The organism is Nonomuraea sp. NPDC049637 (genome assembly GCF_040675235.1).
Taxonomy (GTDB): domain Bacteria; phylum Actinomycetota; class Actinomycetes; order Streptosporangiales; family Streptosporangiaceae; genus Nonomuraea.
In genome coordinates this window covers 1-26,030 of record NZ_JBFAOM010000001.1, presented here as the reverse complement: position 1 = coordinate 26,030, position 26,030 = coordinate 1, and the positions used below count along the sequence as shown (strand labels likewise).

The 26,030-nt window shown below is 73.0% G+C and carries 20 protein-coding genes; 6 read left to right on the top strand and 14 right to left on the bottom strand.

Features of this window, described 5'->3' with window-relative positions:
• Window positions 1-4: 4 nt before the first annotated feature.
• From AB0J71_RS00100 to AB0J71_RS00075, 6 genes are read right to left on the bottom strand one after another with little or no spacing between them, the layout of a single operon-like run.
• The gene (locus AB0J71_RS00100; RefSeq protein WP_352324910.1) at window positions 5-1,303 is read right to left on the bottom strand and encodes a protein kinase; all 1,299 of its coding nucleotides are present in this window, start codon (window positions 1,301-1,303) and stop codon (window positions 5-7) included.
• Window positions 1,304-1,312: 9 nt separating this feature from the next.
• The gene (locus AB0J71_RS00095) at window positions 1,313-1,624 is read right to left on the bottom strand and encodes an AzlD domain-containing protein (protein WP_352324911.1); all 312 of its coding nucleotides are present in this window, start codon (window positions 1,622-1,624) and stop codon (window positions 1,313-1,315) included.
• Complete coding sequence (locus AB0J71_RS00090; RefSeq protein ID WP_352324912.1) at window positions 1,621-2,283, bottom strand: AzlC family ABC transporter permease; 663 nt, start codon at window positions 2,281-2,283, stop codon at window positions 1,621-1,623. Before AB0J71_RS00090 ends, AB0J71_RS00095 begins: the two co-directional genes overlap by 4 nt.
• Before the next feature lie 10 nt (window positions 2,284-2,293).
• A complete protein-coding gene (locus AB0J71_RS00085) occupies window positions 2,294-3,157 on the bottom strand; it encodes an AraC family transcriptional regulator (protein WP_352324913.1) in 864 nt (287 codons plus the stop codon).
• Complete coding sequence (locus AB0J71_RS00080; protein ID WP_364411672.1) at window positions 3,154-4,902, bottom strand: protein kinase; 1,749 nt, start codon at window positions 4,900-4,902, stop codon at window positions 3,154-3,156. The genes AB0J71_RS00085 and AB0J71_RS00080 overlap by 4 nt, the downstream gene beginning before the upstream one ends.
• Before the next feature lie 10 nt (window positions 4,903-4,912).
• Window positions 4,913-6,751 (bottom strand): serine/threonine-protein kinase, encoded by a 1,839-nt coding sequence (locus tag AB0J71_RS00075; protein WP_352324916.1) that lies wholly within the window; start codon window positions 6,749-6,751, stop codon window positions 4,913-4,915.
• Between the two features lie 286 nt (window positions 6,752-7,037).
• On the opposite strand from AB0J71_RS00075, the gene AB0J71_RS00070 reads away from it, so the two are divergent.
• Window positions 7,038-7,928 (top strand): chorismate mutase, encoded by an 891-nt coding sequence (locus AB0J71_RS00070; protein WP_364411669.1) that lies wholly within the window; start codon window positions 7,038-7,040, stop codon window positions 7,926-7,928.
• 74 nt (window positions 7,929-8,002) lie between these two features.
• Here the strand turns inward: AB0J71_RS00070 and AB0J71_RS00065 are convergent, their stop codons facing one another.
• Entirely contained in the window at window positions 8,003-9,013 is a 1,011-nt protein-coding gene (locus AB0J71_RS00065; protein ID WP_364411667.1) for an SGNH/GDSL hydrolase family protein, read from the bottom strand.
• Between the two features lie 333 nt (window positions 9,014-9,346).
• The gene (locus AB0J71_RS00060; protein WP_352324919.1) at window positions 9,347-10,708 is read right to left on the bottom strand and encodes an amino acid permease; all 1,362 of its coding nucleotides are present in this window, start codon (window positions 10,706-10,708) and stop codon (window positions 9,347-9,349) included.
• Between the two features lie 169 nt (window positions 10,709-10,877).
• Here AB0J71_RS00060 and dnaE point away from each other — a divergent pair, with 169 nt between their 5' ends.
• Window positions 10,878-14,405, top strand: coding sequence for a DNA polymerase III subunit alpha (gene dnaE / locus AB0J71_RS00055; RefSeq protein ID WP_352324920.1), 3,528 nt, complete (start codon window positions 10,878-10,880; stop codon window positions 14,403-14,405).
• Between the two features lie 180 nt (window positions 14,406-14,585).
• Complete coding sequence (locus tag AB0J71_RS00050) at window positions 14,586-15,956, top strand: amidase (protein WP_364411664.1); 1,371 nt, start codon at window positions 14,586-14,588, stop codon at window positions 15,954-15,956.
• Here AB0J71_RS00050 and AB0J71_RS00045 read toward each other — a convergent pair.
• The gene (locus tag AB0J71_RS00045; protein WP_352324922.1) at window positions 15,953-16,465 is read right to left on the bottom strand and encodes a hypothetical protein; all 513 of its coding nucleotides are present in this window, start codon (window positions 16,463-16,465) and stop codon (window positions 15,953-15,955) included. The genes AB0J71_RS00050 and AB0J71_RS00045 overlap by 4 nt on opposite strands.
• Window positions 16,466-16,528: 63 nt before the next feature.
• On the opposite strand from AB0J71_RS00045, the gene murA reads away from it, so the two are divergent.
• Complete coding sequence (gene murA / locus AB0J71_RS00040; RefSeq protein ID WP_352324923.1) at window positions 16,529-17,839, top strand: UDP-N-acetylglucosamine 1-carboxyvinyltransferase; 1,311 nt, start codon at window positions 16,529-16,531, stop codon at window positions 17,837-17,839.
• 37 nt (window positions 17,840-17,876) lie between these two features.
• On the top strand, window positions 17,877-20,117 hold the full coding sequence (locus tag AB0J71_RS00035) for a transglycosylase domain-containing protein (protein WP_364411661.1): 2,241 nt from the start codon (window positions 17,877-17,879) through the stop codon (window positions 20,115-20,117).
• A 17-nt stretch (window positions 20,118-20,134) separates the two neighbouring features.
• On the opposite strand, the gene ybaK is transcribed toward AB0J71_RS00035, so the two are convergent.
• Together ybaK and AB0J71_RS00025 are read right to left on the bottom strand one after the other, a co-directional pair.
• Window positions 20,135-20,590: a Cys-tRNA(Pro) deacylase gene (ybaK, locus tag AB0J71_RS00030; RefSeq protein WP_352329324.1), complete on the bottom strand. Its 456-nt coding sequence runs from the start codon at window positions 20,588-20,590 to the stop codon at window positions 20,135-20,137.
• A gap of 62 nt (window positions 20,591-20,652) precedes the next feature.
• Window positions 20,653-21,390 (bottom strand): helix-turn-helix transcriptional regulator, encoded by a 738-nt coding sequence (locus AB0J71_RS00025; RefSeq protein WP_352329320.1) that lies wholly within the window; start codon window positions 21,388-21,390, stop codon window positions 20,653-20,655.
• 55 nt (window positions 21,391-21,445) lie between these two features.
• On the opposite strand from AB0J71_RS00025, the gene AB0J71_RS00020 reads away from it, so the two are divergent.
• Window positions 21,446-22,672 carry an MFS transporter gene (locus AB0J71_RS00020; RefSeq protein WP_352329318.1) on the top strand — a complete coding sequence of 409 codons (1,227 nt, stop codon included), beginning with the start codon at window positions 21,446-21,448 and terminating at the stop codon, window positions 22,670-22,672.
• Here AB0J71_RS00020 and AB0J71_RS00015 read toward each other — a convergent pair.
• The 3 genes from AB0J71_RS00015 to AB0J71_RS00005 form a co-directional block, all read right to left on the bottom strand.
• Window positions 22,599-24,344: a trypsin-like peptidase domain-containing protein gene (locus AB0J71_RS00015; protein ID WP_364411659.1), complete on the bottom strand. Its 1,746-nt coding sequence runs from the start codon at window positions 24,342-24,344 to the stop codon at window positions 22,599-22,601. The genes AB0J71_RS00020 and AB0J71_RS00015 overlap by 74 nt on opposite strands.
• 103 nt (window positions 24,345-24,447) lie before the next feature.
• On the bottom strand, window positions 24,448-25,449 hold the full coding sequence (gene ligD, locus AB0J71_RS00010; RefSeq protein ID WP_352329315.1) for a non-homologous end-joining DNA ligase: 1,002 nt from the start codon (window positions 25,447-25,449) through the stop codon (window positions 24,448-24,450).
• Window positions 25,450-25,497: 48 nt separating this feature from the next.
• Window positions 25,498-25,692, bottom strand: coding sequence for a hypothetical protein (locus tag AB0J71_RS00005; protein WP_352329314.1), 195 nt, complete (start codon window positions 25,690-25,692; stop codon window positions 25,498-25,500).
• Window positions 25,693-26,030 lie beyond the last annotated feature (338 nt).

Genomic DNA, 26,030 nt, shown 5'->3' with positions numbered 1-26,030 from the left:
GCCGCTACTCCTCGCCGTCCTGCGACGGGTCGACCTGGCCGGGGGTCCTGGAGGGGGCGTCGTCCTTCTTGTCCTCCTGCTCGTCCCGCTGGGCCGCCGACCTGGTCGGCGTCGGCTTCTTCGCCGGGGACTTCGCGGGGGTGCTGGTCCGTTCACCGCTGGTGGGCGAGGGGGCGCTGCGCCGGGGCGCGGCGGACCGCGAGGGAGGCGAGGTCGCGGGGGCGGGCTCGGAGTCGGTGACGGCGGTCTTCGGCGCGTCCGTCGGGGCGTCGGTCGGGGCGTCGCTGCCGGGCGGGGTGACGACCGCCGGGATCGTCGGGGCGCGGCCCTGCACCGGCTGGTCCGACTGCTTCGTCCACCAGGCCGCGCCGCCGGTGACCAGGCCCACGAGCAGCGCGCCCGCCGCGATGGCCAGGATCGGCGTCCTGCGCGGACGGCGTACGGCCATGGGGGGCACCGGCACCGGGCCGGTCTGCTCCAGCGGCCCGCCGGTCAGGACCAGTCTCAGCCGCTGCTCGGCCTCCTCCAGCGACATGCGCTGCGCGGGGTTCTTGCGCAGCAGCCCGAGCAGCACGGGGGCGAGCACGCCCGCGCGGGCCAGCGGTTCCGGCTCGGCGTGCATGACCGCGCCGAGCGTGGCCAGGGCGTTGTCCCGGTGGAAGGGGGAGTGGCCCTCGACCGCCATGTACAGCGTCACGCCCAGCGACCACAGGTCGGAGGCGGGCCTGGCCTGGCCGCCGGCCGCCCGTTCCGGGGCCATGAAGGCGGGGGTGCCGATGAGGATGCCGGTCCTGGTGACGGGGGCCTCGTCCTCGGTGGTGGCGATGCCGAAGTCGGTGAGCACCGCCCGGCCGTCCTCGGTCAGCAGCACGTTGTCGGGCTTGACGTCACGGTGCAGCACGCCCGCCGCGTGCGCGGCGCGCAGCGCCTCCAGCAGTTGCAACCCGATGGCGGCGACCTTGGCCGGCGGCAGCGGGCCGTCGGCGCGGATGGTCTCGCCCAAGGTACGGGAGTGCACGAGCTGCATGACGATCCACGGATGCCCGCCCTCCTCCAGCACGTCGTAGACGGCCGCCACCCCCGGATGCGCCACCCGGCCGGCCGCCCGCGCCTCGCGGAACGTGCGCACGGCGAACACCTCGCGCTCAGGGCCGCTCAGGTCCGGCGGCGGCAGCACCTCCTTGACGGCCACGTCACGGCCGAGCACCTCGTCGTGCGCCTGCCACACGGTTCCCATACCGCCCTGGCCGATCGTCCTGAGCAGCCGGTAGCGGCCACCGACCATCCCCGCAGAATCGGACATGCACGGCGACTACCCAAGAAACATCCGGGCAAGCGCGGTGACGACGGCCGCCGCCGCCAGGATCACCAGGAACGGCGCCCGCAGCACCAGGGCGACCACGGCCGCCACCAGCCCCGCCGTACGCGCCGGGTCGAACGCGAGCCTGCCCTGCTCGGTGAACATCTGCACCGCGATCAGCGCCGACAGCAGCGCCACGGGCACCAGCTCGGCGAACCTGCGCACCGCCGGATGGTCCAGCACCCGGCGCGGCGCGGCCAGCCCGGCCAGCTTGAGCGCGTAGCAGCCGAGGCAGACCGCGACGATCGCCCACCACACCGTCATCGCACCATCACCGCCAGCACCGCGACCGCCGACAGCAGCACCGGCACGCCCGGCGGGAAGAACGGGCTGGCCGCCAGCGCGACCGCCGCCCCGGCCACCGCCAGCACCCGCAGCCGCCCGCTGCCGGCCAGCCGCGGCCACAGGATGGCCAGGAAGGTGGCCGGGCCCACGGCGTCGAGCCCGAGCACCCGCGGGTCGCCCAGGAAGGACGTGCCGACCGCGCCGGCCAGGGTGGTGAGGTTCCAGGTGACGTACAGGCTGGCGAAGGTGGTGAGGAAGCCGGTGCGCGCCGACGGCTCGTCCGGCTGGGCCAGCGTGACGGCCGTGGTCTCGTCGATCACGCCGTGGGCGGCCAGCAGCCGGCGCGGGCCGCGGACGTTCAGCAGGTCGGCCAGGCGCAGGCCGTAAAGGGTGTTGCGGCCGCCGAGCAGCAGCGCGCCCGCGGCCGCGGCCGTCAGGTCGCCGCCCGCGCCGATCGCCCCGGCCAGCGCGAACTGCGAGGCGCCGGTGAAGGCCAGCAGGCTCAGCACGCACGCCTGGGGCACGCTGAGCCCGGCGGTGATCGCCGCCGCGCCGAACGCGAGACCGGACAACCCCACGGCCAGACCCACACCGAGGCCGTCACGCACCGCGGCGGAACGGCGAGTTGTCGTTTCCATGGGAAACAGCTTATGAACTGGGCAAATATCCGGTCTTGTACGTTCCTGCGGCCTTTTGGTAGGCGGCGGGTGGCACGCCCACGACGCGCTTGAAGTGCCGGTTCAGGTGGGCCTGGTCGGTGAAGCCCACGTCCGCCGCCACCTGCGCCGGACGTACCCCCTCAAGGAGCAGCCGGCGGGCCTGCCGCACACGCAGCGAGGTGAGATAGGCGTGCGGCGGCAGGCCCGTCACGGCCTTGAACGCGCGCAGCAGCGGGAACGGCCGCACCCCCACCGCCGCCGCCAGCGCCTCCAGCGTCGGCGGGTCGAGCAGGCTCTCGTGCAGCAGCGCCATCGCCTCGCGCACCGCCCGCCGGCCCGCGCCCGGCGGGCTCGCGTCCGGCCTGGGCGCGGCGTGCCTGCTCAGCAGCCGGGCGAACAGCGTGCGCGACAACGTGGAGGCGGCCAGCGCGTCGCCGCGCTCGGCCGCCTGGTGCGCCCGCCCGAGCAGCGCCGCCACCTCCGGGTCGCGCACCACCTGCTGAGGGAAGTACGGGGTGGCCAGGGGCGCGTCGAGCTCGGCCGCGATCCCGGCCAGCGCCTCGACCGACGGATACAACATCCGGTACGCCCACCCGCCCGGCGTGCCCGCCTGGCCGGTGTGCACCGAGTCCGGGTTGACCAGCACCAGCTCGCCCGCGCCCGCCCGGTGCAGGGTGCCGCGGTAGTCGAACTCCTCCACGCCCGCCACGATCAGCCCGATGGCGTACCCGTCGTGGACGTGCCGGGAGAAGCGGTGGGTGACGTAGCGGGCCTTGAGCAGGTCGGTCTCGGGGACCGCCGGATGCCGCCAGAACCGGGCCCGCTCGCGCTCGCCGTCGTGCTCCGGCGTCATTCCGGGCGGAAGGTCTTGACGAAGGTGTCGAACCAGTGCCGGTCGGCGGCCCAGCGGGAGTCGAGGGTCTCCCAGTACAGGGCGTACGGGCGGCCGGCCGCGGTGTGGAAGCCGCGGTTGATGACGTGGATGAGCTGCCCCTTGCGCATCTGGGTGAACTCCCAGTCGGAGGCGCGCAGGCCGAGGTATTCGGTGGGGGTGATGCCGATCCTGGTGTAGTGGTCGAACTCGCCCTTGGCCTTGATCTCCTTCTCCAGGCCGAGCCAGTGCTGTTGCGGGTCCTTCCACGGGATGTCGGGGACGGTCCACTCGACGATCATCGCGCCGGGGGTGCCGGGGCCGGACAGGCGGATGCTGTCCCTGGTGGGGTTCTTGGCGGCGGTCCAGGTCTTGGGGATGGCCATGGAGAAGTGGCCGGCGGCGCTGGTGAAGGGCCGCCAGCCGGCGGGCACCGCCGGGGCCGTGGCGGTCGGCTCGCCGGTGGGTTCGCCGGTGGGTTCCTCGGTCGGCTGCGGGCTCGGCTCGAGCGTCGGGGACTTCGACGGGGACTTCGACGGCGGTGTCGAGGGGGCGGGGACCGGTTCGCCGGTGGCGGGCGGCTGGGCGCCGGCCGTCGGGGTGGGCGTGGCGGACCCTGACAACCGGTCGTAGAGCAGCACGCCGCCGCCGCCCAGGAGCGCCAGGGCGGCCACCGTGGCGGGCACCGCGATCCACATCGTCCGGCCGCGCCGCCGCGGGTCTCCCGGGACCGTCCGGTGCGGCGGCCGCGCGTCGCCGGTGACGGGCTGCGCTCCCTGCGGCGGCGGGTAAGGGCCGCTGGGGGCGGCGGGCGGGCCGTGCGGGGGTCGGCCTTGGGGGTACGGGCCGGGGGCGGCGGGAGTCGGGGCGGGGGCCGGGAAGGGGGCCGACCACATGGGGGTCTGGTCGGCCAGCAGCGGCTGGCCGGTCGCCACCTGGTGGAGCAGCCGCGCCGCCTCGCCGGCCGGCATCCTGGCCGCCGGGTCGCGCCGCAGCAGCCCCATGACGACCGGCTGCAACGCCCCCGCCCGCACGGGCGGTTCGGGCTCGTCGCGCAGCACCGCCGCCACCGTGGCCGCCCACGAGTCGCGCTTGAACGGCGGCCGCCCCTCCACCGCCGCGTACAGGGTGGCCCCCAGCGACCATAGGTCGGACTCCGGACGGGCGGCCTCGCCGTTGAGCCGCTCCGGCGGCATGTACGCCGGGGTGCCCACCAGCCCGCCGGTCGCCGTCAGCCCCGACTCGGCCTCCAGCGCGGCGATGCCGAAATCGGTCAGCACGACCCTGCCGTCGTCGGCCAGCAGCACGTTCTCGGGCTTCACGTCACGATGGAGCACCCCGGTGGCGTGGGCGGCCCGCAGCGCGTCGAGCACCCGGCCGCCGACCATCGCCACCAGCGCCGCCGGCAGCGGCCCGCGCTCGCCGATCACCTCGGCCAGCGAACGGGACCGGACGAGCTGCATCACGATCCACGGCCGCCCGTCCTCCTCGACGACGTCATGGATGACGATCACCGACGGGTGGTCGAGGCGGCCGGCCGCCCTGGCCTCCCTGATGGTCCTGCGGTTGAGGTCGGCCCGCTTGGCGTCGCCGACGCCCGTGTAGCGGACCTCCTTGATCGCCACCGTACGGTCGAGCAGCTCGTCGTAGGCACGCCAGACCACCCCCATGCCGCCCTCCCCGAGGGGCTCGATGAGGCGATACCGGTTGCTGACCTGCCTTTCCACGCAGGGAAGCCTACTTGGCGGGTTTGAAGGTCGCGGCGAAGCCCTCGAAGAAGTGGTAGTCCTTCTTCCAGTGGCTGTTGAGGGTGTGCCAGTAGATGGCGTACGCCTTCCCGTTCTCGGTGATGAAGCCGCGGTCGCGCACCCGGGTCTTGCCCGTGTTGGTGTTCCAGGTGAAGTCCCAGTCGGCGGCGGCCTTCATGTAGTCGACCTTCTTGATGCCGATCTTCTTGTAGCCGCCGAAGTTGTGCTTGAGCGACGGCTCCTGCTTCTTCCAGTCCTTGTACGGGTCCTTGCCGGGCTTGGCCGCCTCCTCGATCATCAGGTAGGCGTTCGAGGCCGCGCCGGGGCCCTTGAACTTGACCTGCCGGCCGCCGCGGTCCCAGACGTCCCAGCCCTTGGGCAGCCCGATGGAGAAGCCGAGCTCCTTGTCCTTGTACATCTTCCAGCCGCTGGGCAGCGGGTCGGCGTCCTCGGTCTTGTCCGGCGTGGCCGAGGGCGAGGAGGACGGCGAGGACGAGGGCGTGCTCGTGGCCGGCGGCTTCGACTCGGTGCCCGAGGCGGGCGCGGACGTCGAGGTGTGGGCCTTGGCCGACTGCCTGGCCTGCGGCGGCCTGGCGGAGTGGTCCTCGGGGGCCGAGCGCAGGCCGAGATAGCCGCCGACCCCGGCGACCAGCACGACTGCCGCGGCGGCCAGCGCGATCGGCCCGAACTTGCGGCCCTCCTGGCGGCTGCCCACCGTGGGCTCGCCGGTGGGCTCGTCGGGAAGCGCGGAGTCCCTGGTCGCGGGCGGGATCCGGCGGCCGGTCCCGACGGGCGGCGGCGTGCCGGCGGCCCTGCTCCTCGGCGTGGGTGCGGTCCGGGGCGCGGGCCTCGGCGTGGTCCGGGGCGTGGTGCGGGGGGCGGACCTGGGCGGGGGGACGGCCAGGTCGGGGTCGGTCGGGGTGTCGTCCTCGTCCTCGACGGGATCCGGGGCGGGGACGGCGGCGCGCAGCTTCCGGCTGGGGAACCGCCTGGTCTCCGCCGGGCTCGACGCGGTGGCGGCTTCGCGCAGCATCCGCGCGGCCTCCTCGTACGTCAGGCGCTGCACCGGCTCCTTGACCAGCAGCCCGCTGATCACCCCGGCCAGCGGCCCGGCGTGCGGCGCGGGGTCGGGCTCGTCGGTCAGGACGGCGTGCATGGTGGCCAGCGCCATGCCGCGCTCGTGCGGCGAGCGGCCCTCCACGGCCGTGTAGAGCGTCGCGCCCAGCGACCACAGGTCGGACTCGCGGCGCGCGGGCAGCCCCTTGAGCCGCTCGGGCGCGATGAAGGCGGGGGTGCCCGCCAGGCCCGTCACGGTGAGCTGCGTCTCGGTCTCCAGCGTGGCGATGCCGAAGTCGGTCAGCACGACCCTGCCGTCGTCGGCCAGCAGCACGTTCTCGGGCTTGACGTCGCGATGGAGCACCCCGGCCTCGTGCGCCCGGTGCAGCGCGTCGAGCACGGCGACGCCGATCTCGGCCACCCGCTCGGGCGGCAGCGGCCCCTCCTGCTTGATCACCGCCCCCAGGGAGCGCGACTGGACCAGCTGCATGACGATCCAGGGCCGGCCGTCCTCCTCGATCACGTCGTGGACGACGATCACGTTGGGGTGCTCGAACCTGGCCGCGGCCCGCGCCTCGCGCATCGTGCGCCGGTTGAGCAGCTGCACCTCGTCGCCCAGGGCAGCGGCGTAGCGGACTTCCTTGATGGCGACGGTGCGGTCGAGGAGCTCGTCGTGGGCGCGCCAGACGATGCCCATGCCGCCCTTGCCGATGGGCTCCAGCAGCTCGTACCGGCCGGCGATGCGGCGTCCGTCCTGCTTGCGATCCGACATCAACGGCCTCAAACCCTCCCTCTCGGCCAAGAAATACTCCCATAGCGAGGGATCATCGGCGACTCGCCGGAAGGTCAGTCCGCCATATGAGAAGGAACGTCCAGCAGGTGGAGGCGGGTGTAAGGTTTCAGACATGACTTGTCGCTACACCTTTACCGAGCCGGCTCCGGGAGGGCCGGTCGTCAGCTAGCGACCACCTGGAGTCGGCACAAGGCAGAGACGCCCCGTCTCTGCCTTTTTGGTTTTCCTGCCGGCTTCGCTGGGCCGGCCCGAGTGGGGAGTCGAGATGACAACGACCTTGGAGCGGCACATGGTGACGATCGGCGGGCTGCGCGTGGGCCACGGCCCGGCCGTGGTGATCGGCGGGCGGGTGAGCCTGCGCCCGCATCGCGGGCAGGTCGACGCGCGTGAGGCGCTGGGGGAGCGGGCCACGCTGGTGGAGCCGTACTCGGCGGCCGACCTGCCGGCGATCGCGGCGCTGGCCGACGCCGTGGTGGTGGGGGCCACGTGGACGCGCGACATCCCGCTGGTGCGGGCCGCGGCCGGGCTCGGGCTGCCGGTGGTGGTCGAGCGGCGGCCGTCGGCGTCGGTGGAGGAATGGGTGGGCCTGGCCGGCTACTGCGCCGCCGAGGGGAACGATCAAGTGGTCCTGTGCGAGGGGGGCCGGCTCGACCTCGGGGTGCTGCGGGCGGCGCGGGCCGCGTCGGGGCGTCCGGTGCTGGCCGACGTCTCGCGCGACCCGGGGCTGGCGGCGGCGGCCGTGGCGGCGGGCGCCGACGGCCTCGTGGTCGCCGGGCCCGCCGGTACCGGCGGCTCCGGCGCGGCCGGGCGGGCGGAGGAGGCTGCGGACATGCGGGCGGCCGAGGAGGCCGTGACGCTGGTCGGCGCGTTGTTGCGGCCCGAGTCGCCGGCGACGCTGGCCGAGTGCCGGGAGGCGATCGACCGGGTCGACGCGGCGCTGGCCACCCTCCTGGAGCGGCGCGCCGCCCTGGCGGGGGTCGTGCAGCGGCTCAAGCCGGTGGGCGGGTTCGCGGGGCGCGACCTGGCGCGGGAGCGGGCGCTGGTGGCGCGGATGGCGGCGCGGGCGCCCCAGCTGGGCGAGGAGCGGCTGGCGTCCGTCATGAACGCCGTCATCGAGGCGGGCCTCCACCTGGCCGAGGAACGCGCCCGCTCCTGAACCCCGGTGCGCCGGCCCCGCCGACGGCGTGTGGCGGCGGGGCGGCGGCCTGCCGAGGGCGGGCCGCCCGCGGCTCAGGGGGTGGTGAGGCGGTAGTTGTGCAACGGGCGGCCGGGGCCGGCGGCGATCTGCTGGTTGATCAGCTCGGCGAAGCGGCGGTAGCCGTCGCCGGTGGGGTGGAAGCTGCGGGCGTTGACGGTCAGCGGGTCCATGTCCACGGCCAGGCTGTTGAGGTACGGCTGCGGCGTGCCGGCCTCGTGGCCGGTGAACGCCTCGTAGGCGTCGACGTACTCGACGCTGCCGGGGGCGCCGAGGCCGGCCAGGCCGCGGTCGTGCTCGGCCGTGACGGCGCCCACCGTGTCGTTGAGCCGGCGCGTGACGGTGTTGAGCCACCGCTGGTCGGCCACGCTCAGGTTGTCGACCGTGCGGACCGGCGAGACGGGGAACGGCCTGGGGTAGCCGAGGACGATGACCCGGGCCCCCGGCGCGCGGGCGCGCAGCTCGCCGAGCACCCTGGTCAGGCTGGGCCGCAGCTCGGCGATGCGCCGGGCGACCGCGGCGTCCTGGTTGACGCAGGCCGACGACCAGGGCAGCTTGACGATGCACCCGGTCAGGACGTCGGTGAACCCGGCGTCGTTGCCGCCGATGCTCAGCGTCACCAGGCTGGCCGACGGGCCGACGCGGGTGATCTGGGGCTGTTGGCCGTACTGGCCGGACAGGAGCTGGCGGGTGGTGGCGCCGCTGCAGGCGTAGAAGGCGCTGCCGCCGGTGAACGGGTGGGCCTGCGCCACCAGCGGGACGTAGGAGCCGCGGGCGCGGTGGCAGCGGTCGGCGCCGTCGTTGACGGGGCCGGCGTCCTGCTCGTAGACGCCCTCGCCGGAGGAGTAGGAGTCGCCGAGCGCGACGTACGTGCCGCTCAGCGCGGCCTGGACGGGCGTCAGCCGGGTCAGCCGCGGCAGCCGGCCGCGCGGCTCCTGGAGCGGCCCGCAGCCGGGGGAGAGCACGGCGCAGGCGAGCTTCGGGTAGACGCCCAGCGGCACGCCGATCAGCGCGAGCGCGGCTCCCACCGCCGCAGCCGCCGCCACGACCCGCCACACCTGCCGCCCCCGCCGCTCCGCCCCGACCCCGACCGGGGCTGCGGGCTCGACGGCGGGCCCACTGGACGGCCCGGTTGCGGGCCCGGTTGCGGGCCCGGGGGCGGACACGGGGGCGGGCACGGTGAGGGGCATGGTGGCGGGCCCAGGGGCGGACACGGCGAGGGGCCCGGTTGCGGGCCCGGTTGCGGGCTCGGGCTCCGCGGTGTGCGGCGGCCCGGCGACGGGGACGGCGGTCGCCGCCCAGCCGAGCGCGGGATCGAGTGTGTCGTCCAGCTTGTCCAGTGTGGCCTCCCCCGAGCGGCGACTCCTGCCCGGACGAGACTAACCCGCCTCCCGCGCGGCCGCCCGCGTCCGGCGGCGGCGTACCACCAGCCAGCCGAGCGCGATGCCCGCGACCAGGGCCGGGATGAGGAAGAAGGCCACCCGCTGATCGCGGTCGGCGAACGGCATCAGCAGGATCACCAGCGCCAGGAACCCGAGCGTCAGCCAGTTTGTGTACGGCGAGCCCGGCATGGGGAACGCCGACCGGTGCCCGGTGGCGCGCAGCCGGGTCTGGCAGTGGACCAGCACGCCCCACGTGGTGATCACCCCGAGCGAGGCGACCGCCGTGGCGATGTTGAAGGCGCGCTCGGGCAGGTAGTAGAACAGCGCCACGCCGCCGAGGAACATGGCCGCGGTGAACACGATCCCGCCGATCGGCACGTGCCGGGAGCTGAGCGTGGCGGCGAAGGCGGGGGCCTCCCGCTTGGTGGCCATCGACCGCAGGATGCGGCCGGTGGCGTACAGGCCCGAGTTGCAGGACGAGAGCGCGGCCGTGATCACCACGAGGTTCATCGCGTCGGCCGCCCAGGGCACCCCGAGCCCGGCGAAGAACGTGACGAACGGCGAGGTGCCTGCGCTGTAGGCCGTCCAGGGCAGGACCATCGCCAGCAGCAGCACCGAGCCCACGTAGAAGATCGCGATGCGCCAGACCACGCCGTTGATCGCCCGCGGCATGACCTCGTGCGGCCGGGCGGTCTCGCCGGCGGTGATGCCGACCAGCTCGATCGAGGCGTAGGCGAACACCACCGACTGCAGGCTCATCAGCACCAGCGGGAAGCCGGTGGGGAAGAAGCCGCCGTGCGCGACCAGGTTGCGCGGCCCGGCGTCGCCGACGGTGAAGACCACCAGCACCAGCGCGACCACCAGGAAGATCACGATGGCCAGCACCTTGAGCATCGCGAACCAGAACTCCAGCTCGCCGAACACGCGCACCGACAGCAGGTTGACCGCCAGCACGAACCCCAGCGCGAGCAGCGCGGTCAGCCACTGGGGGAATCCGCCGGCCCAGTAGTGGACGTAGGCGGCGATGGCGGTCAGTTCGGCGATGCCGGTGAAGGCCCAGTTGACCCAGTACATCCAGCCGCTGGCGAAGGCCGCCCACGGGCCGATGAACTCGCCGGCGTACTCGACGAAGGAGCCCGAGGCCGGGCGGTAGAGCACCAGCTCGCCGAGCGCCCGCATGACGAAGAAGGCGGCCAGCCCGGCGGTGGCGTAGGAGAGCACGAGCGCGGGCCCGGTGGCGGCCAGGCGGCCGCCCGCGCCGAGGAAGAGGCCGACCCCAATCGCGCCGCCGATCGCGATCATCTGGATCTGGCGGTTGCCCAGCGCGTGGCTGTACCCCTCGTCGGACTGCGTGCGCACCCGGTGTCTCCTTCATTACTTTGAGTGAGGGAGACGATATCGAGGCCGGTGGCCGCGACGCTTCCGGCGCGCCGGTCCCGCGGGGCGCGCGAGGCGGCTCCGGGATGTCGGTCCGGCCCACTAGAGTCGGAGCGCACCATCGCATCCAGACCCGGGGAGGCGCCGCTCCATGTCGTCCAGCGACTCGTTCGTCCATCTGCATGTGCACACCGAATACTCCATGCTCGACGGGGCCGCCCGGCTCAAGCAGATGTTCAAACAGGTCGGCGACCTGGGCATGCCCGCCATCGCGATCACCGACCACGGCAACATGCACGGCGCGTACGACTTCTACAAGCAGGCCACGGGCGCCGGCATCAAGCCGATCATCGGCATCGAGGCCTACGTCGCGCCGGAGCTGCGGCACAACAAGAAGCCCGTGCTGTGGGGCGAGCCGCACCAGAAGAAGGACGACGTCTCGGCGGGTGGCTACTACACCCACATGACGATCTGGGCGCGCAACAAGACCGGCCTGCACAACCTGATGAAGCTCAGCTCGCGCGCCTACACCGAGGGCTTCGTGCGCAAGTGGGCCCGCATGGACGCCGAGATCCTGGCCGAGCACGCCGACGGCCTGATGGCCACCACCGGCTGCCCGTCGGGCGAGGTGCAGACGAGGCTGCGGCTCGGCCAGTACGACGAGGCGCTCAAGGCCGCCGCGAAATATCAGGAAATCTTCGGCAAGGACAATTTCTTCCTGGAGATCATGGACCACGGCCTCGACATCGAGCGCCGGGTCCGCGACGGCCTGACCCGCATCAGCAAAGAGCTCGCCATCCCGCCGCTGGTGACCAACGACTCCCACTACACCTACGAGTCCGACGCCGCCTCCCACGACGCCCTGCTGTGCATCCAGACCGGCAAGCAGCTGTCCGACCCCGACCGCTTCCGCTTCGACGGCTCCGGCTACTACATCAAGACCGCCGACGAGATGCGCGCCGTCGACTCCTCCGACCTGTGGGCCGAGGGCTGCCGCAACACGCTCCTGGTGGCCGAGAAGGTCGATCCGACCGGGTTCTTCGAGTTCAAGAACCTCATGCCCACCTACCCCATCCCCGACGGCATGACGGAGAGCGAGTTCTTCCGCAAGACCGTCTGGGAGGGCATGGACCGCCGCTGGCCCGAGGGCTACGACGACGAGCACAAGCGGCAGGCCGAGTACGAGATCGGCATCATCGAGCAGATGGGCTTCCCGAGCTACTTCCTCGTGGTCGCCGACTTCATCATGTGGGCCAAGCAGAACGGCATCCCGGTCGGCCCGGGCCGTGGCTCGGCGGCCGGCTCGCTGGTGGCGTACGCGATGGGCATCACCGACCTCGACCCGCTCCCGCACGGCCTGATCTTCGAGCGCTTCCTCAACCCCGACCGCGTCTCCATGCCCGACGTCGACATCGACTTCGACGAGCGCCGGCGCGGCGACGTGATCCGCTACGTGACCGAGAAGTGGGGCGCCGACAAGGTCGCCATGATCGCCACGTTCGGCACCATCAAGGCGAAGGCCGCCATCAAGGACGCCGGTCGCGTCCTGGGCTATCCCTACGCGCTGGGCGACAAGGTGTCCAAGGCGTTCCCGCCGGCCGTGATGGGCAAGGACATCCCGCTGTCGGGCATCTTCGACAAGGACCACCCGCGCTACAACGAGGCGGGCGAGCTGCGCCGGCTCTACGAGGAAGACGTCGACGTCAAGGCGACGATGGACCTCGGCAAGGGCCTGGAGGGCCTGATCAGGCAGACGGGCGTGCACGCCGCCGGCGTGATCATGTCCCGCGAGGTGATCACCGACCACATCCCGATCATGCGCCGCGACTCCGACGGCGCGATCATCACGCAGTTCGACTACCCGACCTGCGAGACGCTCGGCCTGCTGAAGATGGACTTCCTGGGCCTGCGCAACCTCACGATCATCGACGACTGCCTGAAGATGATCGAGTCCACCACCGGCGAGCAGATCGACCTGCTGAAGCTGCCGCTCGACGACCGGAAGACGTACGAGCTGCTGGGCAGGGGCGACACGCTGGGCGTGTTCCAGCTCGACGGCGGCGGCATGCGCTCGCTGCTGCGGCTGATGAAGCCCGACAACTTCGAGGACATCTCGGCCGTCGGCGCCCTCTACCGTCCCGGCCCGATGGGCGCCAACTCCCACACCAACTACGCCCTGCGCAAGAACGGCCAGCAGGAGATCACCCCGATCCACCCCGAGTTCAAGGACTCACTGGCCGAGATCCTCGACACGACCTACGGCCTGATCGTCTATCAGGAGCAGGTCATGGCCATCGCGCAGAAGGTCGCCGGGTTCTCGCTCGGCAAAGCCGACCTGCTGCGCCGGGCGATGGGCAAGAAGAAGAAGGCCGAGCTGGACAAACAGTTCGAGTCCTTCGAGAGCGGCATGAAGAGCAACGGCTACTCCGCCGAGGCCGTCAAGACGCTCTGGGACATCCTGCTACCCTTCTCCGACTACGCCTTCAACAAGGCCCACTCGGCGGCCTACGGCCTGGTCTCCTACTGGACGGCCTACCTCAAGGCCAACCACCCGGCCGCGTACATGGCGGCGCTGCTGTCGAGCGTCAAGGACGACAAGGACAAGTCGGCCCTCTACCTCAACGAGTGCCGCCGCATGGGCATCAAGGTGTTCCCGCCCGACGTCAACGACTCCGACTTCGACTTCACCCCGCGCGGCACCGACATCCGCTTCGGCCTGTCGGCGGTGCGCAACGTCGGCGGCAACGTCGTCGACGGCATCATCTCGGCGCGCAAGTCCAAGGGCCGCTTCGCCGACTTCAAGGACTTCCTGCGCAAGGTGCCCGCGATCGTGTGCAACAAGCGCGTGATCGAGTCGCTGGTCAAGGCCGGGGCCTTCGACTCGCTCGGCCACGTGCGCAAGGGCCTGGTCATGGTGCACGAGCAGGCCGTCGACGCGATCATCGACATCAAGAAGAACGAGGCCATCGGCCAGGACTCCCTGTTCGGCGCGATCGACGGCGGCGAGGACCAGACCTTCGACGTGCAGATCCCGCCGGGGGAGTGGGACAAGAACACGCTGCTGCAGTTCGAGCGGGAGATGCTCGGCCTCTACGTCTCCGACCACCCGCTGTTCGGCGTGGAGCACATCCTGGCCGCGGGGGCCGACTGCTCGATCGCCGCCGTCCAGGACGAGAGCCGGGCCGACGGGCAGGTCGTGACGCTGGGCGGCATCCTGAGCGGGGTGCAGCGCAAGGTCACCAAGAAGGGTGACACGTGGGTGCTCACCCAGCTCGAGGACCTCGAAGGCGCGATCGAGGTGATGATCTTCCCGTCGGCGTACCAGCTGTGCTCGACGATCCTGGCCGAGGACGCGATCGTCTTCGTCAAGGGGCGCATCGACAAGCGGGAGGACGTCGCGAAGGTCATCGCCATGGAGGTGACCGCGCCCGACCTGACCCAGGAGGCGGGCGGGCCGCTGCTGGTGAGCCTGCCGCTGACCCGGTGCACGCCGCCGGTGGTCGGGCGGCTGAAGGAGATCCTCACCACGCATCCGGGCACCTCGGAGGTGCATCTTCAGGTGCACAACGGGCCGAAGACGACCGTCATGCGGGTCGACGACCGCCTGCGGGTCTCACCGTCGCCGGCGCTGATGGGCGACCTCAAGCAACTCCTCGGCCCGGCCTGCCTGGGCGCCTGACCCTCCGGAGCGGCCGGGTCCGCCTGAGGGGCTGCCCCTCCGAATGCGGCCCGGCCCGCCTCGGCGCCTGATCGCGCCGGGGCGGCCGGGTCCGCCTTGTGGGCGGGTGCCAAGGCGGGCCGGGGAGGTGGGCAAAGGTCGCCGTCGTGTCCCGGCGCGCGGGTGGGGCAGGATCGCAGGGTGAGCGAACTGCACTACCTGACCGCGACCGAGATGGCCCGCCTGATCAGGGCCGGGCAGGTGAGCGCCGTGGAGCTGCTCCAGGCCCACCTCGACCGCATCGAGCAGGTCAACCCCCGGGTCAACGCCATCGTGACGCTGGTGGCCGAGCAGGCGCTGGAAGCTGCCAGGGCGGCCGACGCGGCCGAGCCCGAGGGGCCGCTGCACGGCGTCCCGGTGGCCCACAAGGACCTGGTGGACACCGCGGGCATCCGCACCACGTACGGTTCGCCGCTGTTCGCGCGGAACGTCCCCGACAAGGACGACCTGATCGTGCGCCGCCTGCGCGCCGCCGGGGCGATCACGATCGGCAAGACCAACACGCCCGAGTTCGGCACCGGCTCGCACACCGTCAACGAGGTCTTCGGCGCCACCAGGAACCCCTACGACGTGGCCAGGTCGGCCGGCGGCAGCAGCGGCGGGGCCGCGGCGGCCCTGGCCACCGGCATGGTCCCGCTGGCCGACGGCTCGGACATGGGCGGCTCGCTGCGCAACCCCGCGTCGTTCTGCAACGTCGTGGGCCTGCGCCCCACGCCGGGCCGCGTCCCCGACCCCTCCGACACGGCCGCCTGGTACACGCTGGCGGTGCCGGGGCCGATGGCGCGCACGGTCGACGACCTCACGCTGATGCTGGGGGCCGTCGCCGGGTTCGACGCCCGCTCGCCGTTCGCGATTAAGGAGCGGTTCGCGCCAGAGCCCGAGCAGGGGGTGCGCGGGATGCGGGTGGCGTGGAGCCCCGACCTGGGCGGGCTGCCGGTCGATCCGCGCACGGCCGCGGTGACCGCGACGGCGCCGGCCGTGTTCGAGGAGCTGGGGGCGCACGTGGAGCAGGTCGCGCTCGACCTGTCCGACGCCGAGGACGCCTTCCGGATCTACCGCGCCTGGTACTACGCCCTGTCCTTCGGCGACCTGACCGGCCTCGGCCCCAACACGAGCTGGAACGTCGAGCGGGGCCGCACGGTCACCGGCGCCGACCTGGCCCGCGCCGAACGGCTGCGCAGCGGCCTCTACCAGCGCATGGCCGGCTTCTTCGACACCTACGACGTGCTGCTCGCGCCGGTCAGCCAGGTGCCGCCGTTCCCGGTGGAGCAGCCGCACGTGAGCGAGATCAACGGCGAGCCGCTGCCCGACTACCTGGCCTGGATGCGTTCGGCGTACTGGATCAGCGTGCTGCACGCGCCGGCGGCCTCGGTGCCGGCCGGGTTCACGCCCGAGGGGCTGCCGGTCGGGGTGCAGATCGTCGGGCGGCCGTTCGCCGACGCCAGGGTGCTGCGCGTGGCCCGCGCGTTCGAGCAGGCCACCGGCCACGGCCTGCGCCGCCCGCCGCTCTAGGGCTCGATGCCGTACGGGTGCCGCAGCGGCGACTCGCGGTAGCCGTGCATGCCCTCCAGCAGCCCGAACAGGCCGACCGCGAGCAGCGGCCAGGCCACCAGCACCCCCTCGGCGGTCAGCTTCAGCGCCCCGGGGACGATCCGCACCCCGGGCTCGGCCGCGGCCTCCACGGCCACCGCGCCGATCGTGAACGTGGACCCGGCCCACAACGTGAGGAAACTGCCCGCCACCCCGCCCGCGCACAACCCGAGCAGCACCGCCAGCATCCAGCGCCGCCCGGCGAACCACGCCAGACCGCCGCAGAGCAGCCCCAGCGCGCCCGTGATCACCGCGAACCAGCCGTCGGCCGCGATCAGCGCCTGCGTGGTGAGGTCGGCCAGCACCAGGCCGTGCTCGGTCACCTGGTACGGGGCCCGCGGCGAGATCGCGGACCAGCTCAGCCCGGCGGCGACCCCGAGAGTGGCGAGTATGAGGACAGTTACCGCAAAAGCGCGTACTTCCCTCGTCACGCCATTCCCCCTCACAACTGCATCCGAACCAGCTCGATGGTATCTCCCGGTTAGGCTCGCTTCGTGATTGCAGAAGAGGTCTGGCTGATCGAGCCCTCCGGCCCCCTCCGCGGGGACGTCGTCGTACGGGGCTCCAAGAACGGTGTGTCCAAGCACATGGTCGCCGCCATGCTGGGCAACGGCGAGAGCAGCATCCACAACGCCCCCGACGTGGGCGAGGTGGGCATCACCGCGGCGATGCTGGAGGCGCTCGGCATCCATGTCGAGATCGCCGGCCCCGAGATCCGCATCGAGCGCGGGGCGGAGATCAGGCCGCGGGTGCCCGACGCGTTCACCGGGCTCAACCGCATCCCCATCCTCATGCTCGGGCCGTTGCTGCACCTGGCGGGGGAGGCGTTCGTGCCGCTGGTCGGCGGCGACCCGATCGGGCGGCGGCCGGTGAATTTCCACGTGGAGGCGTTGCGCTCGATGGGGGCGGAGGTGGAGGTGGGCGACACCGGCATCTCGGCCAAGGCCAAGCGGCTCAACGGGGCCCGGCTCGAACTGCCGTACCCCAGCGTGGGGGCGACGGAGACGATCCTCATGTCGGCGGTGCTGGCCGAGGGCAAGACCGTGCTGAAGAACGCCGCCATGGAGCCCGAGGTGGTGGAGCTGGCGCTGTTCCTGCAGCGCATGGGCGCCCGGATCGAGCTGTCGCCCGACCGCCGGATCGTCATCGAGGGCGTCGAGCACCTGCGCGGCGCCTCCACCTGGCTGACCGGCGACCGCATCGAGGCGTTCTCCTACCTGGCGGCCGGGCTGATCACCGGGGGAGAGGTGCGGGTGCACGGCTGCCCCCAGGACCGCCTGGTGACCGCGATCACCACGCTGGCCAGGATGGGCGCCCGGTTCGACATCAACGACGAGTACCTGTGCGCCACCGCCCCGCCCGAGGGGCTGCGCTCGGCGGCCGTGCAGACCGACACCCACCCCGGCTTCATGACCGACTGGCAGACGCCGCTCATGGTGCTGTTCACGCAGAGCCAGGGCATGTCGGTGCTGCACGAGACGGTCTTCGAGAACCGCCTGGTCTACGTGCCCGCGCTGCAGCGGATGGGCTGTGAGATCGAGGTGTTCGACCAGTGCCTGGGCGGGCCGGCCTGCCGCTACCACGACACCAACGCCCGGCACTCGGCCGTGGTGCGCGGGGTCTCCAAGCTCAGGGGCGCCGACGTGACGCTGCCCGACATCAGGGCCGGGTTCTCGGCCGTGCTGGCCGCGGCGGTGGCCGACGGGACGTCCACGCTGCGCGGCGTGCACCACATCGAGCGGGGCTACCACCGGCCGTACGAGCAGTTCGCCTCGCTTGGTCTGAACATCCGAAGAGAACGGTAAAGACCGGGGAAGTGGGCGTTTGCCGATGATCTGCTGGTTGCAGATCATCTGCGTGACCGTACTCAGATCCATCGGTGGCCTCGCCATGGCGGGGGCGCTCGGCGGGGTGCTGGCGGCGGCACTGGCCGTTCCCGTGGTGAGCGGCGGCGGCCTGGCCGCCAAGAACGTCGCCGACACCTTCGTCGACCTGCCGCCCGCGCCCCGCGAGGAGCCCCTGGCGCAGGTGACCAGGCTGCTGGACAAGGACGGCAGGCAGTTCGCCCAGTTCTACGAGGCCAACAGGACGGCCGTGCCGCTCGGGGCCGTCGCGCCCCTGATGCGCAAGGCCATCGTGGCCATCGAGGACGCCCGCTTCTACGAGCACGGCGGCCTCGACGTCCGGGGCACGTTGCGGGCGCTGCTCACCAACACGCAGGCGGGCGGCATCCGGCAGGGCGGCTCGTCGCTGACGCAGCAGCTCGTCAAGAACATCCTGGTCGAGAGCGCTCGCACCGATGCCGAACGGGACAAGGCGCGCGCCCCCAACCTGGCCCGCAAGATCACCGAACTGCGGTACGCGATGGCCCTGGAACACAAGTACCGCAAGGACGAGATCCTTGAGCGCTACCTCAACATCGCCTACTTCGGCGCCGGCGCCCACGGCGTGGAGGCGGCGGCCCGGCGCTTCTTCTCCACCACCGCCTCCAAGCTGACGCTGACCCAGGCCGCCACGCTGGCGGGGGCGGTGCGGATGCCGTACTCGACCGATCCCTCGCTCGGCCGCTCGCACGAGGCGCGGCTGAAGGAGCGGCGCGACCTCGTGCTGGACCGGATGGCCGGGCTCAAGCTGATCACGCAGGCCCAGGCGAACGCCGCCAAGAGCGCGCCGCTGGCGCTGCGGCTGAAGCCCGAGCCGGGCGGCTGCGGGCAGAGCGCGTACCCCTACTACTGCCTGTACGTCCAGAACGAGATGTTGTCGAACCCGGCGTTCGGCAACACCCCGGCCGAGCGGCGGGCCAGGATGGCGAGGGGCGGCCTGGTGATCAGGACCGGCCTCGACCCGGTCGCGCAGCGCGCGGCCGAGCGGGCGATCCGGCGGCACGTCTCGCCGGAGGACACCGAGGTCGCCGCGGAGGCCATGATCGAGCCCGGCACCGGCCGGATCAGGGCGATGGCGGCCAGCAAGGAGTTCGGCCGCAACCGCGGCAACAAGAAGAACGGCCCGAGGACCACCTTCAACCTGGCCGCCGACGTGGCGCACGGCGGCGGCCAGGGCTTCCAGGCCGGCTCGACGTTCAAGGTGTTCACCCTGGCCACGGCGTTGCAGCAGGGCTGGCGGTTCGGCGACGGCTTCCAGACGCCGGGGGAGCTGGTGCCCGCGCAGGGCTACCGCAACTGCGACGGCCGGCCGGTCAACGACCCCGGCACGCGCATACTCAACGCCAGCGGCGAGGGCTCGGGCGGCCCGCACAGCATCGAGACTGGCACCTGGAAGTCGGTGAACATCTTCTACATGATGCTGGAGCGCAAGGTCGGGCTGTGCAACGTGGTCAAGACGGCCAGGGCGCTCGGGGCGGTGCGGGCCGACGGCCGGCCGCTGCGCGAGGTGCCGACGTTCACGCTGGGCGTCAACGAGATGGACCCGGTGACGGTCGCGGGGGCCTTCGCCACGTTCGCGGCCCGCGGCGTGCACTGCCGGCCGCTGGCGATCGTGGAGATCACCGACCGGAGCGGCCGGCGCGCGCACGTGCCGCCGTCCTGCGAGCAGGTCATGGAACGGCCGGTCGCCGACGCCGTCAACCACGTCCTGTCCGGGGTGTTCGACAAGGGCACCATGCAGGGGCAGAGCATCGGCCGCCCGGCGGCCGGCAAGACCGGCACCAACAACGGCTACACCTCGGCCTGGTTCGCCGGGTACACGCCGGACCTGGCGGCGGCGGTGAGCCTCGGCGACATCCGGGGCTCCTACCGCTACCCGCTGCAGGGCGTGCAGATCGGCGACCAGTACTACGGCGCGGTGCAGGGGGCGTCACTGCCCGGCCCGATCTGGGTCGAGTCGATGCAGCAGGCGCTGGACCACACCGAGCCGAGGGGCTTCCCCGGGCCGGACATGGGCCGGTTCGGCGGCGGGTTCACGCCCGGCCTGAAGGAGGCCGAGGCGCTGGAGCAGGACAAGAAGAAGAACCGGCGGCAGGGCGAGCGCGCCTTCTTCCGGCATCACCGGCGGTTGTTCGAGTGGCTGCTCGGGCAGGGCCCGCCCGACCCGTCGTTCCGCCGGCCGCGCCACCGCTCCCGGTAGCCGCCCGGCCGGACGCCTCAGCCCGCCTTGCCGATGGGGGCGGTGACCGCGCGGGTGAGGGTGATCAGGTTGTCGGGGGCGGTCTCGATCTGGAGCCCGCGCCGGCCGGCCGAGAAGTAGATCGTCTCGTGGTCGAGCGCCGAGGAGTCGACCACGGTGGGAAGCTGCTTGCGCTGGCCGAGCGGGCTGATGCCGCCCACCACGTAGCCGGTCACCCGCTCGACCTTGGCCGCCTCGGCCATGGCGGCCCGCTTGCCGCCCAGCGCCGAGGCCAGGGCCTTGAGGTCGAGCTTGCCCGACACCGGCACGACCGCCACCGCGAGGCCGCTCTCGGTCTCGGCGACCAGCGTCTTGAAGATGCGGTCGTAGGGCACGCCGAGCGCGTCGGCGGCCTCCTCGCCGTAGGCCTGGGCGTTCGGGTCGTGGTCGTAGGGGTGGAGCGTGAAGTCGGCCTTGGCCTTGGTCAGCGCCATGGTGGCCGGGGTGCCGCCGCCCTTGCCTTTCGTTTTGCTCACGTCTGACAAGTGTAGCGAATCTACATTGTAAAGGCGCGGCCCGGCGTGTACCCCAGCGCCCGCCGGAAGACGTCGATGAACGCACTGGCCGAGGCCCAGCCGCAGCGATGGGCGACCACGGTCACCGGCAGGCCGTCGGCCAGCAGCAGCAGCGCCTGGTGCAGGCGGACCTGGGTGCGCCACTGGGGGAAGCTCATGCCCAGCTCGCGGCGGCACAGCCGGGCCAGCGTGCGCTCGCTGGTGCCTGCCAGGGCGGCGAGGGTGGCCAGGGTGCGCCCGTCGGCGGGGTCGTCGTGCAGGACGGCGCAGACGGCGGCCAGGCGCGGGTCGCGCGCGGCGGGCACGTGGAAGGGCTGCTCGGGGGCGCGTCTGAGCCGGTCGAGCAGGACGGCGAGCAGCCGTTCGCGCTCTTCGCCCACGGGGGCGTCGTCGTCGGTGCAGGCCATGACGAGCTCGCGCAGCAGCGGGCCGACGGCGAGGACGGCGGGCCGGTCGAGGCCGAGCGGGTTGTCGGTGAGCCCGACCAGGCGCAGGTCGGTGCTGCCGTGGGCGCGGTGTTCGTGCACGGTGCCGGCGGGCACCCAGATGGCGCGGTTGGCGGGGGCGACCCAGGTGCCGGCGTCGGTGGTGACGGAGAGCATGCCGGCGCAGGCGTAGGCGATCTGGTGGGTGTCGTGCCGGTGGGCGTCGATGCCCGTGCCGGGGGCCAGGGGGCGGCGGCCGGTGGGCGCCACGGGGGTGTGGCGGATATTCGGCATAGGTTGGCACTTTATCGGAAGCAGGCCAGGTCGGGCCGGGGACATCATCGGTGGCGTGAACAGGATCCGGTCGCTGGCGGCGGGGCACGCGTGCGTGGACTTCTACCAGGGCGCGGTGCCCGCGCTGGTGCCGTTCCTGGTGTCGGGGCGGGGGTACGGCTATGTGGCGGTGTCGGGGATCGTGCTGGCGGCCACGTTGTCGTCGTCGGTCGTGCAGCCGGTCTTCGGGCTGCTGACGGACCGGTGGCGGATGCCGTGGCTGATCCCGTCGGCCACGGTGGTGGCGGGGGCGGGCGTGGCGTGCGCCGGGGTGACGGGGTCGTACGCGGTGACGTGGCTGGCGGCGGCGGTGTCGGGGCTGGGGGTGGCGGCCTACCATCCGGAGTCGGCGCGGCTGGCCAGGATCGCCAGCGAGGGCGGCCATGTGCGGATGAGCTGGTTCTCCTTGGGCGGGACTCTGGGGTTCGCCTCGGCGCCGGTGCTGGTGACGCCGCTGTTGTCGGCGTGGGGGCTGGGGGCCTCGCCGCTGCTGGCCGGGCCGGCGGTGCTGGGGGCCGTGCTGACGCTCCCGGCGGTGCGGGCCCTGGCGGGCGGCCGGGGCGGGGCGCGTCCGGCGGGGCGGGCGGCGGGCCGTGACGACTGGCCGGGGTTCGCCCGGCTGACGTCGGTGATCGTCTTCCGGTCGGTGGTGTACGTCGGTCTGAGCGCGTTCGTGGCCCTGTACGTGGGCGGCGGCGCGGCGGGCGCGGCGGCGTTGTTCGTGCTGTTCGCGGGCGGGGCGGCGGGCACGGTGCTGGGGGGCCGGCTGGCGGCCCGGTGGGGGCGGGTGCGGGCGATGCGGGCGGCGTACGCGGCGGCGGCGCCCGCGGTGGCCGGGGTGGTGCTGGCGCCGGGCCCGCTGGTCTACGTCTTCGTCGCCGCGTCGTCGGTCGCCCTGTACGTCCCGTTCTCGCTGCACGTGACCCTGGGGCAGGATCTCCTGCCGAACCGGGTGGGCACGGCGAGCGGCGTCACGCTGGGGCTGGCGGTGAGCGTGGGCGGCCTGACCAGCCCGCTGGTGGGCGCGGTGGCCGAGGCCGCCTCGATCAGGACGGCGCTGGCCTGCCTGATCGCCTTCCCGGTGCTGGCCTGGCTGCTGGCGCGGACGCTGCGGGAGCCGGCGCCGGACCCGGCTCAGCCAGTGGCGGTGCGCAGGCGCAGGACCTGGCTCAGCCGGCGGCGGTGCGCAGGCGCAGGACGGCGGAGTTGTCGCGCTGGGCGGGGTCGAGGCGGGTGGAGGTGACGTGCATGGTGACCGGCAGGGCGGCGTCGGCGTCGCGGCCGACGGCGACCTTGGCGGAGATGCGGACCGGCCGGCCGGGGTGGATGACGTCGATCACGCATTCGGCGCGGTGGTCGCCGTGGCGGCAGGTGGCGCCGTCGACGGAGGCCAGGGTGGCGCCGGTCGGGAGCGTGAGGGTGACGGGCACCTGGGCGGCGGCCATGAGCCCGCGCATGGTGACGGTCGCGGTGACGGTGGCGGTGCCGCCGCGGCGGACGGGCGCGCCGGGGCCGGCGGCGTCGAGGGAGAGGGAGTCGTAGACGCCCTTGGGGTCGGCCTGGCGGACGATCGCGCCGTAGCCCTCCACGTTGAGCGCGGTGGCGACGGAGTTGCCGTCGGGCTCGCCGTCCTCCTTGCCCGCCGACAGCACGCCGACCAGGTCGTCGCTGCCGCGGACGACCCACGGCCCGCCGCTGTGGCCCTTGGCCAGGTGGCAGTTGTAGGTCTCCATCCGTCCGGCCGGGTCGGCGGCGCCGGCCAGCCGGGCGGCGAGCAGGTCGCCGGTGGTGTTCTCGCCGCGGGCCTGCTGGGTGCGGCCGAGGCACCAGAGCTGGTCGCGGCCGTCGTAGGGCCGGCGGCCGAGCACGCCGGGGTAGCCGGGGGCGGCGATGGTGAAGCGGCCGCCCTCGTTGCGCAGGGGGGTGAAGGCGCCGACGGTGTCCTGCAGGGTGCGGTTGCGGCCGCCGACCTCGACGAGCGCGACGTCGTAGACGGAGTTCCAGTCGCCGCCGGTGCGTCCGGTGTAGGCGTCGGGCTTCCAGGCGCGGCGTCCGCCCCATCTGCCGTACGGCTCGCGCTGCGCGGCGGTGGCGGCGCGGCCGTCGTAGGCGGGGACGAAGGCGAAGTTGGTGTGCCAGGTGCCGGACGCTGAGCCGTCGGGGCTGCTGTAGACGCAGTGGGCGGCGGTGATGACCAGCAGCCTGCTGGCCGAGCGGACGACGGAGGCGCTGCAGGAGTCGTCGCGGCCGGTGGCGTTGACGAAGAACAGGCGCCCGGTGACGCGGCTGGTGCCGTCGGCGGTGTACGGCCGGCGCACGGGGGCGTAGCCGTTGGCGTCGCCGCCGGGGGTGAGCCGTTTGGCGCCGGGCACGCTGCGCCGCTCGGCCGCGCTGGGGCCGGCCGTGCTGGGGTCGGCCGTGCTGAGGCCGGTGGTGCTGGGGGCAGTGGTGCTCTGGGCGGTGGCGCCGGGGTCGGCCGCGTTGTGGTCGGTGGCGTTCTGGGCGGCCGTGTCGTGGCCGGTCGTGCTGAGGGGGAGGGCGGCGGCCTTGGCCTTGGCCTGTTTGCCGGGCGTCCAGTAGCGGGTGGCGCGCCCCGGGCGCATGAGCGGCGACGACGCGGCGCCGGGGCTGCGGTCCCGGCTCCGCGCAGGGCTCGGGGCGGGACGCTGAGCAGAGCGCTGAGCGGGGCTCTGGGCGGGACGCTGGGCAGGGCTCTGCACAGAGCCCTGCGCGGCGGGCGCTTTGAGCGGCGGCGGTTCGGCGGTGGCGGGCGCGGCGACGAGGGCGGTGGCGGGCGCGATGGTGAGCGCAGTGGTGAGCGCCGTGGTGAGCGCCGTGGTGAGCACGGTGGCGAGTGTGGTGGCGAGCGAGACGCCGGCGAACGCGGCCAGCGTGGTGACCAGAGTCTTCGACACGATGTCCTCTTGAGCGGTCCGAAGCGATTCCGATCACTGTAAGTCATGACTTCATCGCTCAACGTGGCCGAAGGGGACGTGTCGCGCCATGTCCTGCGCCCGGTCAGCCCGCCGCGGCGTCCCCCGGGGCGAGGAACTCGGCGGTGCTCGCCTCGCCGGGTTCGCGGTCGGGGCGCAGGCCGCGCCAGGAGGGGTGGCGCAGGCGGCCGTCGCCGGTGACCTCGGCGTACTGGACCTCGCCGACGACGCGGGGCTCGACCCAGCGGGCGTGGCGGGCGTGCTCGCGCGGGACGGGCTCGTCGAAGGGCGGGCCGGGGCGTTCCAGGGGGGCGAGGAGGTCCTGGAGGTCGCGCAGCATCTGCTGGGTGAACCCGGTGCCGACGTGCCCGACGTACAGCAGGCGGCCGCGCGGGTCGTAGGCGCCGAGCAGCAGCGAGCCGATCATGCCGGACCGCCGTCCGCCGCCGGGGTGCCAGCCGCCGATGACGACCTCGGCGGCGCTGACGTTCTTGACCTTGGTCCATTCGCCGCTGCGCCGGCCGGGCCGGTAGGGGGAGCCGAGCCGCTTGCAGACGATCCCTTCGAGCCCGAGCTGCCGGGAGGAGTCGAAGGCGCGGTCGGCGTGGTCGGCGAACCACACGGGCACCTCCCAGCGGAAGCCGGGCCGCAGGGTGCCCTCCAGCAGTTCGCGGCGTTCGCGGTAGGGGCGGCCGATCAGGCTGTCGGCGTCGAGGTGCAGGATGTCGAAGGCCATGAACGTCACCGGCACCGCCCGGGTGAGCTCGGCGACGGTGGCGGGGTTGCGCTGGTGCATGCGGGGCTGGAGGGCGGCGAAGCTGGGGCGTCCGGTCTCGTCGAAGGCGACGATCTCGCCGTCGATCACGGCCGCGTGCCGGCCGGTGGAGCCGGCCATGAGCTGCAGCTCGGGGTAGGCGGGGGTGATGTCCTTGTTGTTACGGGACATCAGGCGCACCGAGCCGCCTTCGACGTAGGCGAGGGCGCGTACGCCGTCCCATTTCATCTCCACGGCCCAGCCCTCGCCCTGGACGGAGGTCAGGGTGCCCAGCTGGGCCATCATCGGCGCGTAGGCCGGCAGCCCCACCATGGACCATGCCGTACCCCGGGGGGTTGATCGACAGTGGCGGGCCGGGGTCTACAAATGGTCAAGCGGGCTGTCTTCCACCAGTTCGCCGAGGTCCACGCCGTGTTCGTCGAGTTCGGAGACCGTCTTGCAGTAGCCGCGCAGGTACGTCCGGCCGTTGACGCGGTGGGAGACGCGCAGCAGTGGGCGATCATCGAGGATGATCGCCTCCACCAGGATGCCGCCGGGGGCTCGCCACTGTCCCATGCCGCCCAGGGTAGGCGAGTGGACATAATGGACATGTAATGCGAAAGGCGTTATGAACTGCCTACGCCGCGCCGAGCGGGGCAAACAGCCGCAAGATTATTTTTAACTCACCGAGAGTTTTCTTTGCCGCAGGGTGTTAGACACCTGGCGGGCCGGGCAGGAGGGGGCCAGGCCATTCTCCCGGCCGTGACCGCGCCCCCGTGGCGGCCACGGCCACTCGGCCCCGGCTTGGCCCGGTCCGGGGCTCTGGCGGGGCCGGGGGGGGGGGGGGGGGGGCGCCCCCCGCGCGGGGCCCCCCCAGCCGCTCCCCACCGGGAAAGAGACCAACAACAACCAGA